Below are 11,886 nucleotides of genomic sequence, written 5' to 3'. Positions count from 1 at the left end.
GCAAAAGCGGCACACCGGGACACCCCGCCCGTGGACGTTATCTATCGCGGCAGGTCTCCTGGCTTGCGGGTCATCGCTGGCGTTCGTCTTCCCGAGGCGTCTTCCTCAGTGACATGTTGAACGACAGCTCTCCGCTCACAGTTGCGGGGGCAGCTCCGGTATGGATGCGCAAGGCATCGTCACCGAATTCCCTCTTAGCTCCGGACCTAACGATCCGCAGAACCACGATAGGGTTCACAATGCCGGCAAAGGTCGCAATGGTCAATCATATAAAGAGATCTTTATGTGGAGCGCAATTTCGCCGCTTGCGTTATGTGGAGCCGGATCGTCCGCTTTCAGGCTATCATGTGCGGCGGCAGGATGGCCGAGATGAAGGCGCGAAGCTGCCCTTATCCCTTCGGCCCGTGATGACCGCAGGGCCGATACCGGACATCAGAGGAGCCTTGTTGCCCGGCCGCTCCTCCTTGTAGCGCTATTGTAATAGCTCGATGCTTGTTGAACGGAGCGATGTCTTGACTGCTCCATAGCTTCGGGTAGGGGGATACCGCGATTGGCGGCTTCCGTCAGATAACCCGATCGCAAACCGTGCGCAGAAAACTCCCGCGGATCTAACCCAGCCATCACCGCCCGCTGCTTCACGATCTGGTTGACCGCACTCGGCTCTAGGGCCCGCTTCGAAACATTGCCCCAGCGATCGATCTTCCGAAAAATGCTCCCCGTTTCGTTTCTTCCAACCGCAAGCCATGCGTTGAGCGCATCCACGGGCCGACCCGTCAGATAAACGACCTCGTCGTGCTCGGAACCAGACGTTTTTGTGCGACCCAGATGGATGGCGAGAGAGGGGAGGGGAGGGCCGTTTTCGACTGTGATCGGCGGCTCGACTGAGAGCTGCTCCCTGCGCAAACCAGCGATCTCGCTACGACGTCGTCCGCCGGACGCGAACGCCACCATCAGGATCGCCCGGTCGCGGACGTCGCGCAGGCTGTCGGCGCTGCAGGTAGCAAGCATTTTTGCCAAGACGTCACCGGTCACCGCCTTGACGCTCTTGCGTTTCCTTGGCCGCGGCGTCGCGCGGACGGCAAGGCGTATCGCCGATTTCAGGGAAGGCGAGGAGAAGACGCCGGTCAGGCCGCGCCATTTCGTCAGCGTCGACCAGCTGGCAAGCCGCCGGCGCACCGTGTCGGGCGCATGCGGTCCGGAAGATCGAAGGAAGCGTTGCTCGCGCAGGCTTTGCTCAACAGCTGCAGGCATGCCGTGGTGAGGATCGATGTCGCGCTGGTCGGGCTGCCACAGATGGTGAGCGACGAATTTCAGTAGCAGTGCCTCGGGCGCCGGCCAGGGGAGGGAGGCGCCGGTTGCGGCCAGCGACCAGGCCTGCAGATAGGCGAGGTCGGAGGTGAGGGCGCGCAGGGTGTTTTCGCCCATGCCCTCGTTGACCAGATGGCGCAGTGTTTCGATGTCCTGGTCGGTCAACAATTCGGCCAGTTCGTCGCGCCGGTCGATCGGCAGGACGGCGGCGATCGTGTCGAGTTGTTTGGCGCGGGCAGAGAGGAGAACTTCGCTGTCAGTCGCCATGAGCGTAAGGGCCGAGCACGGTTACCCCCTCTTTCCGGGCTGCGGCGGCCAGCTTGCGGTCGAGGGTGGCCAGGGGTACGTTTCTATTGATGGCCAGGGTAAGATATGCCGCGTCATAGGCGCTGAGGATGTGATTGGAAGCCAGGAGCAGGATTGATCCGTCGCCGCCAATCCCTACATCGTCGAGCGGCAATCGTCGCACCCGCTCCATGCCAAGGAGCGCGCCTCCCGAAGCAATCCGGCCACGCCTTTCCGACATGACCAGAATGTTGCGAATTTCGAACCAGAACAGTGACGGCGCAGGGCAGGGCTCCGCAATCGAGGCGATAACGGTCTCGGCCGCATCGCTATACTCTTCCGGTAGCAGCCAGGCCGCTACCAGGGATGCATCAATGACGAAAGACATTATCGGCGCCCTTCGTCCCGCCAGGACATGATCTCATCGTGAGAAGAGGGCTTTGCCCGGCCACGGGCGGCCCGCACTTCGTTGACCAGAAGCTGAAGATCTGTTTCCCCGCGGATCCGGGACAGCTTGGCAATCGGGTCGTTTCCACGTGAGATGATCACGTCTTCGCCGGCTTCGACCCGGACGAGCAATTCGGACAGATGGGCCTTGGCCTCGGAAACCTTGACGGTGGTGCTCATGACGCGCTTCCATAAAACAGGTGATTTTCGCCGAGGATAAGGCGGCTGCGGCAGTTGGTCAACCGGTAGATCTTCTAACATTCGATAAGGGTTACTTATCGGAGGTGAAAGTGTTCATATCAGGATGGGTGAGATGACGGACAATAATGATCGAAAAATGTCTGTTTAATAAATTTTTTACTATAAATTCAACGTCTTGTTACTTTTCGAAAATCCCGAGGACGGGGTAAGCGGGAGTAAGCGGGGCAGATTCGGTGGCGGTGCCCGAAAACAGGCCGGTGTCCGGTTGCCTGCTAGCGGCGCTATCGGCATGGTAGCCGTAACGCCGAACAGGAGGGTAGGGCACAACGCATGAGGCAGATCGATATCGACAGCCTGGACGAGGCGACCCTTATCGAACTCAACGCACGCATCGTCGAGCGTCTGCAGTATTTGCATCACCAGCGAACCACGGCGGCCCTGCAAGACATCAGGGTGGGGAGCGGCGTGGAGTTTGAAGGCCCTGGCGGCGCTCTGGTCCGGGGTGTCGTGATCCGTCGCAACAAGAAGACGGTGACGGTGCATGCCGATGATAACCGTCAATGGAATGTTTCGCCGACACTGCTGAAGCCCACCGGCGTCCACGTGCTCGACACCGCGGGTCAGATCCAGTCCGACGACGGCAAGGTCGTGTCCTTCCCGAAGCCAGACCGTCGGTGATGCGCTCAGGATCTGGCAACGATCATCGTGGCCAGTTGGGGAATGGCTGGGTGCGACGTGCCGATCCCCAGCCGATCGCCCAGATAGTGCCAGAACGACAGACCAAGCTTCTGGCAGGTCTTGGAAAGGCCCAGCATGCTGTCGCGCGCCTGGCGCCCATTGCGACTGACCGTCCCTCCGGAAATCTTCCGCTTGATGACAAAGCCACGCAGATCTCGCTCCGACGCATTGGTGTGGAGCGGGATTTCGGGCCGCTCCAGAACCCTGAGCAGCTCCGGCTTGCGGCGCTTCAGCCGAGCAAGGAGCTTGTCGAGGTCACCATAGCCGGTCTGGATCGAGAAAATTCGATCAAACCGGACCTGAAGACCGTGAGCTGCACGTTGGCTGGGACTTCGCTGATAGTTTTTCAGCTGCTTGTAAAAGAGCCAGATCAGCTCGCGGAGGGTTTCGACGTGTTTTACCTGGCGCGGCGTTGCCGGCATCAGCTTGTGCAGCAATCGCTCTGCGTGGACCCAGCACAGCGCGTGGGTACCGACCCGAAACTGCCCGGCATCGTCGGAGACGATCACTGCCTTGCCGACCAGCCCATGATGGCGGATGGCACCCCAGATGCCGGCCTCGGCGAACGGGCGGATGATGTCCCTGTCGAAAATGTCGATACCATGTTCAGCCAGATAGGCGAGAAACGGAACTTGATTGGCAAACCGCCGCGGTTCGTTTCTCTTCAGCCGCGCCAGAAGGGCAGGGTCCACCTGCCGGTCTTCGAGAAAAGCGAAGGCGGCATCGTTGAGGATATAGTCCTGATAGCTGCCGCGCAGCAGGGCCAGGAAGTTCAGTCGCGACTTCGAAGACGTCGTGCGAAAGGCGGTGAAATGCTCACCGCCGATATGCGTCGTATAAACATTGCGGTTGGCGTGACGGGCACCGGTGTCGTCGACCGTCACAAAAGGCGCAGAGACGAGGCCGGCGTGGAGCACGGCTGCATCCTCGGCATGAAAGCCATCCAGCCTCTCTGTGAGAAAGCGGACCACCTGACGTTTGGAGATTTCGACACCAACGTCGTTGAGCAAGGTCGTCATTCGCTGCGTCGTGACTTGGCCATGCGCATGGAGCATCAGACAAAACCGTCGCAGATTGGGCCCAAAGCCACCTCGTATCCCCGCAGGCAACGGCGCGATGATGGTGTCTCCCTCCGGCGTTACCCAGCATTCCCGACGGTAACGAACCACCTCGACCCTGAGCACCAGATCCCGGACGAAGCAGTCCTTGTAGCCCTTGAAGCGCGATCCAACTGGCACGCTGACAGGCAGTACCTCTTCACGCGTCACCCGCTTCGTGTCGTTCTTCGGCCCTCGCGGCCGGGACGCCGGATCTTTGCCGGTGAGCGTCTTGTCACCGGTCGCCTTCTCCATTCCCGACGGTCTGAAGGGTGGGCGCGGCGGCAGGTTTTTCAGGCGCGCAATCTCGTCACGCAGAAGCTGGTTGTCGATCTTCAGCCGGGTGTTCTCGAGCCTGAGCTGGTCGTTCTCATCCCGAAGCCTTTGGTTCTCAGCTACGAGCTTCTCAATCCGGGCGTCTGCCCGATCAGCCCGCTCCACCAGACCCGTCACGAGTTCTCGCAGCGCCTTCAGCGACAGCGTGTCGGCATGCTCGGCCATGGGCAGGCGGCGCTTCGTCATGAAAGAAGAATCTCATGATTTGCAGAAAACAGGAATCCCTCCTGCCACCGGATTTGCTCCAGGTACCGAAAGGACTTGCTTGACCAGGCGGCTGGCGCAGTAGCATGGAATAGTACTGTAAACTTATCGGCTTGTGGTCAAAAGATGGCGGGGAGGTACGGCATCAGGCTACCTTGAGATGAGCGATCTCGCTCCACATCTGCATGGCTGTTGCTCGTAGTTCACGATGGTGGACGGATGGAACGTCGTGGCGGGGAACGTTAAAGAGGTTGGCGATCGGATCGTGGATGGAAATGAAACGCTGAAGCTGTCGCGCTGATTTGAAGCGCTTCATGATCCGCTCTCGCCTTCGGATCGGTTGATGGGAGTTTTCTGCCCGATTGTTCAATCCCTTGTGCGAGCGATGCTCGACGCCTGGCATGATCTCCCGCTTGGCTGCACCGTAGGATCGCAGCTTGTCAGTGATCATCACTCGTGGCGAACGTCCTTGTCCTTTCAGAAGCTTTCGCATCAAACGCCTTGCAGCCTTGGCATTGCGGCGACTTTGCACCAGAACGTCAAGGACGAAGCCATCCTGGTCGACAGCGCGCCAAAGCCAGTGTTTCTTACCGGCGATGGTGATGACAACCTCATCGAGGTGCCACTTATCGCCGAGCCTGCCGACCGAACGCTTGCGGATATCATTGGCGAAATGTCTGCCGAATTTCTCCGCCCAAAGCCTCACGGTCTGGTGAGAGACGTTGATGCCACGCGCTGCCAGCAAATCCTCGACCATGCGCAGACTGAGCGGGAAACGGAAATAAAGCCACACGGCATAGGCAATCACGTCCGCTGGAAATCGGTGACGACGATAAAGAGGGGCACGGGCGAATGAGGTCATGCCGCCAAATCCCACATCTTGATCGACGTTCAGTTAACTTGATGATGCCATTTGACAAGATCCTTTCGGTGCCTTCGTGGAATTAAATATGAAATGGCATCTATTTGGATCGAAGAGAGAAGGGGGCCGCAACCCACCTTGTGGTGCGATACTTATCGAATTGACACGGTCCTGAAGTTTAAATATGCATATGCATATAAAATGCCAACAAGATGGGGAACGTCATGGCAGAGCGATCATTTGCGCGCGAAGTTGAGGACCTGAAGCTAAAAGAGGGCGACATATTTCGGGGCGAAGGCATCCTCGCCATCACCAAGGCGCTCCTGCAATCGGGCGTCTCTTATGTCGGAGGCTATCAGGGATCGCCGATCTCGCATCTCATGGATGTGTTGGCCGATGCCAAGGACGTCATGGAAGAGTTGGGTGTTCATTTCGAGACGTCCGCCTCGGAAGCCGCCGCTGCCGCCATGCTGTCCGCCTCGGTCATGTATCCGGTACGCGGAGCCGTCACCTGGAAATCCACCGCCGGCACGAATGTGGCCTCCGATGCGCTGTCGAACCTTTCCTCCGGCGGCGTCACCGGCGGCGCACTGGTGATCATCGGCGAGGACTTTGGCGAAGGCTCTTCCATTATGCAGGAACGCAGCCACGCCTTTGCGATGAAATCGCAGATGTGGCTGCTGACGCCCCGGCCGAACCTGCCCTCGATCGTTGAAGCGGTCGAGAAGGGTTTCGAGCTTTCGGAGGCCTCCAACACGCCGGTCATGCTTCAGGTGGGCATCCGCTCTTGCCACGTTCACGGCCATTTCGTCGCAAAGGACAACAAGCGGCCCGACTATACGCTGCGGGAGGCGCTGGAAAATCCGCGCCGCGACGTCAACCGCATCGTCCTGCCGCCGGCCTCCTTCACCCATGAAAAGGAGAAACTTGAAAAGCGCTGGCCCGCCGCCGTCGAGTTCATCAAGGCCAACAAGCTCAACGAATACTTCGGCCCGAGCGACGGTGAGATTGGCATCGTTCTTCAGGGCGGCGTCTATAATGGCGCGATGCGCGCACTCCAGCATCTGGGCCTCGCCGACATCTACGGAAACTGTCGCGTGCCGCTCTATGTGATGAATGTCTCCTATCCGATGATCGAGGACGAGTTGATTGCCTTTGCCGCCGGCAAGAAGGCGATCCTCATGGTCGAAGAAGGCGCGCCGGAATATATCGAGCACACGCTGCACACGCTCTTCCGCCGCAAGGACATTCAGACGAAGGTTTCCGGCAAGGACGTGCTCCCACTCGGCGGCGAATATACGACCCCGGTGCTCATCAAGGGACTAGGCACCTTTATCGAGACCAATGCTCCGCAGCTTCTCGGCAACCGTCCGCCGGTGCCGAGCCCGGATGCCATCCTTTCCGATCCCAAGGTCAAGGCACTTGCCGAAGTCGTGCCGCCACGGCCCGCCGGCTTCTGCACCGGCTGTCCGGAACGCCCGATCTTCGCGGCCATGAAGCTGGTCGAGAAGGAACTCGGCGAACATCACGTCTCTGCCGATATCGGCTGTCACCTCTTCTCCATCCTGCCGCCCTTCAATATCGGCGGCACGACGATGGGTTACGGCCTTGGCCCGGCGTCTGCCTCCGCCTTCAATGTCGAGGCCGGCAAGCGTTCGATTTCCGTGATGGGCGACGGCGGCTTCTGGCACAACGGGCTTGCGACCTCGGTCGGCAATGCCGTCTTCAACAAGCAGGATGGTGTAATCCTCGTCGTCGACAACTATTACTCCGCCGCAACCGGCGGCCAGGACATCATGTCGTCGCGCGCGCTCAACCCGCGCCGCAAGACCAACAATTCCATCGTCAATGCAGTCAAGGGGATTGGCGCCACCTGGGTTCGCCAGATCGACCGCACCTATGATGTCGCAAAGATGCGCGACACGCTGAAGGAGGCGCTGACGACGACGGAAAAGGGGCCGAAGATCATCGTCGCCTCGTCGGAATGCATGCTCAACAAGCAGCGCCGCGTGAAGCCGCAATTCGCCAAGGCCGTGAAGGAGGGCAAACGCATGGTGAAAGAGCGTTTCGGTGTCGATGAGGATGTCTGCACCGGCGATCACGCCTGCATTCGCCTCTCCGGCTGTCCGTCTCTCTCTGTCAAGCAGACCGACGACCCGCTGAAGGATGATCCGGTCGCGGCCATCGACAATTCCTGCGTCGGCTGCGGCAATTGCGGCGAGGTGTCGGAGGCGGCCGTGCTTTGCCCCTCCTTCTATCGCGCCGACGTCATCCACAATCCGAGCCGCTGGGACCGCTTTGCGCACCGCGTCCGCGCCGCCGTCATCGGCTGGCTGCAGACGCGCCGCGCATCCGGCCGCATCGTCTTTGCCGATTGAGAGGGTCAAATCCATGAACATACATGTCGACAATGCATTCGCCGCCCTCTCGCACGACAAGCCACTGTCGATTGCCATCCTTGCCATGGGCGGCCAGGGTGGCGGGGTTTTGGCCGACTGGATCGTTGAGTTGGCGGAATCCCAAGGCTGGGTGGCGCAGACCACCTCCGTGCCGGGCGTTGCCCAGCGCACCGGCGCAACAATCTATTACCTGGAACTGCTGAAGGCACGCGAGGGCGCAGCGCCCGTTCTGGCCTTAATGCCGACGCCAGGCGATGTCGATATCGTATTGGCCGCCGAACTGATGGAAGCCGGGCGCTCCGTGCTGCGCGGACTGGTCACGCCGGACAAGACGATGCTGATCGCCTCGACGCACCGTTCCTTTGCCGTCGGCGAGAAAGAGAAGCCCGGCAATGGCATTGGCGACCCGACCGTGGTTGTCGATGCGACCGACTTCGCGGCGAAGAAGACGATTGCCTTCGATATGGATACGCTGGCGACGAAGAACGGCAGCGTCATTTCCTCATCCATGTTCGGCGCGCTTGCCGCCTCCGGTGCCCTCCCCTTTGCCAAGGAAGCCTTCGAGGCAACCGTGCGCCATGGCGGCAAGGGCGTGGACGCGAGCCTTCGCGCCTTCAACGCTGCCTATGACAGGGTGTTGCGCGGTGGCAATGACACGGTTTCCGCCGAGCCCGGCAAGACCTTTGCCGCAATCCCGCAGAGTGCCGGCTATCCGGCACTTGACGGATTGATCGCCCGCATCCGCCAGGAATTTCCGGAACGGGTCCAGCCCATGCTCTATGCGGGGGTGAAGAAACTCACCGACTTCCAGGATCCTACCTACGCGGATGAATACCTGACCGAGGTCGGTAAGCTGCATGCTGCCGACGCAGCCCATGGCGGAGCAGAGAAGGATTTCGCCTTCACCGCGCAAGGGGCGAAATATGTCGCCGTGGCCATGGCCTATGACGACGTGATCCGTGTCGCCGATCTGAAGACGCGTGGCAGCCGCTTTGACCGGGTGAAAAAGGAAGTCGGCATCAAGGGGGACCAGATCCTCTACACGACCGAGTACATGCATCCACGCATGGAGGAAGTCTGCGGCACGCTGCCCAGGAGCCTCGGACGCTTCATCGAAAGCCGCCCCGCCCTGTTCAACTGGCTGAACCGGCGCATCGACAAGGGCCGCCGCGTGAAGACCGGCACGCTTTTCTGGTTTGCCGGCCTTTACCTCGTCTCCTCACTTCGCCGCTTCCGGCGCGGCAACCTGCGCCACGCGGTCGAGACGGAGCATCGCAGGGCCTGGATCGCCTCGGCGCTCGAGGTGCTGGCACTCAATTATGATCTCGCCGTCGAGGTGCTGGGCAACCGCCGCCTGGTCAAGGGCTATTCCGACACGCATGTCCGCGGCCTCTCCAAGTTCGACCGCGTCATGTCGGCCCTGCCGATGCTGGCCGGTCGCGAAGACGGAGCGGCCTGGATGCGCCGGCTGCGTCAGGCGGCCCTGCTCGACGAGGGTGGTGTTGCGCTCGACGGCGCGCTGAAAACGGTTGCAACGCTTTAAGCGGCAGGACGCAATCCTGACACCCGACCGCTCATCGAGGCCTAAACAGCTCCTTGCTTGAGATCAGACAGGGAGCTTGCGATATCCTCCCGTTCAGGCGGCGCGGCGATGCGCGCAGCCGCCTGCACTGTCGGTCTTGAAGCTCTCGAGCTTACGAAGATATCCGTGCCAGCGATCAAAATGCTCACTTCGCAACACGAAAGTGACATGGGCCGAAAATCCTGCCGAGAGCGCACACGGTCTGATTAACGAGTTGGTTCGAGGCGGCAATGGCCGCCTGATCTTACGTGCCGGCATCAAATCTCGTGACGGCGAATATTGCGAAGGATCTTCTGCAGCGTGGCCAGGAAGGCCTGTTGTTCATCGTGACCGATCCCCCGGAACATGCGTTGCAAGTCGGTATACATGATGGGCCAAACATCTTCGAAGACCGCGCGACCTTCCTGCGTGATCGTCACATCGCGAACACGCATATCGTCCTGCCGTGGCGTCCGCAGAATGAGGCCTTGCTCCTCCAGCGCATCGACCGTGCGGCTCATGGTCGATTGTTCCGTCACCGCAAGGACGGAAAGCTCGTTGATCGTCAACGAACTCGATACGTGCAAAACGGCCAGCGCGCGCATCTTGATCGTGCTCATTTCGCGCACCTTGAGATCTTCCGCCAGGTTGGCGTTCCATCGCGCCATGATCCTGTTCATCACATAGGGCGCGAAGTTGTTCAGTCCGATCTCGCCCAGACCGGGCACGCGTCCCTCTTCCGCGTCCGGATTTCCGACAGTATCATCGGAAAGGCCATTCTCCATTCCATCCTCTCCCAAGTTATTTCAATGATGTGCCGAGCAGGAAGCCCGAACCGGCGCCAAGGCCCGGCCCCGGATGGGTAGATGCTCCGATATGGTAGAGCCCCGGTACATGCGTCGTGTGGTTATTCGGTCTCTTGAACGGACGCCAGAGGAAAAACTGGTCCAACCCACAGAAACCGCCGTACGGATCGCCGCCGACAAGGTTCATGTTCATCGCCTCGAGGTCGGCCGGCGAATAGACGCGCCGAGCGGCGACCGCCTCGTCGAAATTCTCGATGTGGTGGCGCAACATTGCCTCAATGCGGTCAGCAAAGGCTTCGCGCAGCGCTTCCGTCCAGCGTCCGTCCGCCGGGCAATCAAGCAGACCTGCGGCATCGCCCTTGATGGAACGCGGCGTATCGGGCAATTGCAGCCAGAGGATAGACTGGCCCTCCGGCGCACGGCTCGGATCGAAGGAGGTCGGCTGGCCGACACAGACGGTGGGTTCCGCCGGCAGAAGCCCGCGTTCCGCCTCGTTGGACGAACGGGAGACGCCATCGAGACCGGGAGTGAGGTGCAGCAGCGCCACCTTACCGAGCGCTTCCCCCGCCCTCCAGCGCGGCGGCGCTTTCAGTGCGTAGTGGATCTGCATGTTGCCCTTGCCATAGCGATAGGTTTTTAGTCCTTCCACCACATAGTCGGGCTGCGCCGCCGGCCAGTTTTTCAGGAGCCGCGTATAAATCTGGTCGGGCGTCATCGAGGCGATCACGCCGGACTTCGCCTTGAAGCTGCGGCCATCGGCGAGCGTTACGCCTGCAGCCCGGCCGCCCTGCCCTTGTATGATCTGGTCGACATCCGCATCGGTAACGATCTTGCCACCCTGGTCGCGGATCAGCTTTTCGAAGGCTTTCAGCAGGTTCACCGCCCCACCCTTGACGATCGGGCAGCCGGCGAGTTCGATGGCAAAGCCGATGACCCTGGTCATCTCGGCCGAATAGCTGCTTTCCGGCCCCAGCCCGCAATGCAGCGCCCAGGGCGCCCAGAGTGCCTTCATCTCCTCGGATGTGTAGGTCGTCTCCAAATAGGATCGCGCCGGGGCCAGCGCCTCGCCGAAGAAGGATGCCAGGCCTTTCAGCCCGCGCGCCCACGCCTCCTTCGCCACCAGCCTAGCTGTTGCCACCGACCACAGATTGCCGCCAAGCAGCCCGAAGACAAAGCCGGCATTGCCGCCGAAACGATTCATCTCGCGGTCGAATGCCTGTCCGTCGCCGGTCGCAAGCCTGTCGAAATGTGTAACATTCTCGGCCCGGTTCATCGAGAGGATCGCATGCGATCCATCGGGTCTCAGCACCCCGGTCGGTGTCGCCGCGTGGCAGAATTCGAGCCCCCGGGCTTCCAGATCCTTGCCAAGTGCTGCAAAGGCCGACGAGGTGATGAACAGCACCATGGTCGTGGCCATCACGTCATGCACAAAGCCCGGCGCGGTGATCTCTTCCGTGCGCAGGCATCCGCCGATCTGCGGGTTGCGCTCGAGCACCAGGACTTTCCTGCCCTTCTTGCCCAGCATTGCCGCTGCCACCAGCGCATTAATGCCGCTGCCGACGATAATGTAATCTGGTTCGCTCATGGGGCATCTCCGTTCGGGGGATGCGTTTCTGCGATGATGGTCTTGCCGCAGCGGTCA

The 11,886-nt window shown here is 60.6% G+C and carries 10 protein-coding genes and 1 riboswitch; of the genes, 3 read left to right on the top strand and 7 right to left on the bottom strand.

Translation table 11 applies throughout. From position 1 onward, the window contains the following. Positions 1–31: 31 nt before the first annotated feature. Positions 32–242, bottom strand: a riboswitch (cobalamin riboswitch). Positions 243–432: 190 nt separating this feature from the next. The 3 genes from OU993_RS18290 to OU993_RS18280 are packed head-to-tail and all read right to left on the bottom strand — an operon-like array spanning position 433 to position 2,220. Beyond that, the gene (locus tag OU993_RS18290) at positions 433–1,575 is read right to left on the bottom strand and encodes a site-specific integrase (RefSeq protein ID WP_268159917.1); all 1,143 of its coding nucleotides are present in this window, start codon (positions 1,573–1,575) and stop codon (positions 433–435) included. After that, positions 1,565–1,981, bottom strand: a complete 417-nt coding sequence (locus OU993_RS18285; protein ID WP_268159915.1) for a type II toxin-antitoxin system VapC family toxin — start codon at positions 1,979–1,981, stop codon at positions 1,565–1,567. Before OU993_RS18285 ends, OU993_RS18290 begins: the two co-directional genes overlap by 11 nt. Beyond that, the gene (locus OU993_RS18280) at positions 1,981–2,220 is read right to left on the bottom strand and encodes a type II toxin-antitoxin system Phd/YefM family antitoxin (protein WP_037146308.1); all 240 of its coding nucleotides are present in this window, start codon (positions 2,218–2,220) and stop codon (positions 1,981–1,983) included. Before OU993_RS18280 ends, OU993_RS18285 begins: the two co-directional genes overlap by 1 nt. Before the next feature lie 351 nt (positions 2,221–2,571). Here OU993_RS18280 and OU993_RS18275 point away from each other — a divergent pair, with 351 nt between their 5' ends. Then, positions 2,572–2,919 carry a hypothetical protein gene (locus tag OU993_RS18275; RefSeq protein ID WP_268159913.1) on the top strand — a complete coding sequence of 116 codons (348 nt, stop codon included), beginning with the start codon at positions 2,572–2,574 and terminating at the stop codon, positions 2,917–2,919. A gap of 5 nt (positions 2,920–2,924) precedes the next feature. On the opposite strand, the gene OU993_RS18270 is transcribed toward OU993_RS18275, so the two are convergent. Next, positions 2,925–4,598: an IS66 family transposase gene (locus OU993_RS18270; RefSeq protein WP_268159912.1), complete on the bottom strand. Its 1,674-nt coding sequence runs from the start codon at positions 4,596–4,598 to the stop codon at positions 2,925–2,927. A 163-nt stretch (positions 4,599–4,761) separates the two neighbouring features. After that, positions 4,762–5,478, bottom strand: a complete 717-nt coding sequence (locus OU993_RS18265; protein WP_268159910.1) for an IS6 family transposase — start codon at positions 5,476–5,478, stop codon at positions 4,762–4,764. 224 nt (positions 5,479–5,702) lie between these two features. Here OU993_RS18265 and OU993_RS18260 point away from each other — a divergent pair, with 224 nt between their 5' ends. Both OU993_RS18260 and OU993_RS18255 read left to right on the top strand, forming a co-directional pair. Beyond that, positions 5,703–7,856 (top strand): indolepyruvate ferredoxin oxidoreductase subunit alpha, encoded by a 2,154-nt coding sequence (locus OU993_RS18260; RefSeq protein WP_268159908.1) that lies wholly within the window; start codon positions 5,703–5,705, stop codon positions 7,854–7,856. A gap of 13 nt (positions 7,857–7,869) precedes the next feature. Beyond that, a complete protein-coding gene (locus OU993_RS18255; protein ID WP_268159906.1) occupies positions 7,870–9,420 on the top strand; it encodes an indolepyruvate oxidoreductase subunit beta family protein in 1,551 nt (516 codons plus the stop codon). Positions 9,421–9,716: 296 nt separating this feature from the next. Here OU993_RS18255 and OU993_RS18250 read toward each other — a convergent pair whose 3' ends face one another. Together OU993_RS18250 and OU993_RS18245 are read right to left on the bottom strand one after the other, a co-directional pair. Next, the gene (locus tag OU993_RS18250) at positions 9,717–10,223 is read right to left on the bottom strand and encodes a MarR family winged helix-turn-helix transcriptional regulator (protein ID WP_268159904.1); all 507 of its coding nucleotides are present in this window, start codon (positions 10,221–10,223) and stop codon (positions 9,717–9,719) included. Between the two features lie 16 nt (positions 10,224–10,239). Next, on the bottom strand, positions 10,240–11,829 hold the full coding sequence (locus OU993_RS18245; RefSeq protein WP_268159902.1) for a phytoene desaturase family protein: 1,590 nt from the start codon (positions 11,827–11,829) through the stop codon (positions 10,240–10,242). Positions 11,830–11,886 lie beyond the last annotated feature (57 nt).

Source organism: Rhizobium sp. SL86, from assembly GCF_026672545.1.
In the GTDB taxonomy this organism is placed as follows: Bacteria; Pseudomonadota; Alphaproteobacteria; order Rhizobiales; family Rhizobiaceae; genus Neorhizobium.
Note: the sequence above shows the minus strand (reverse complement) of the source record. Positions and strands in the feature narration are given on the sequence as shown.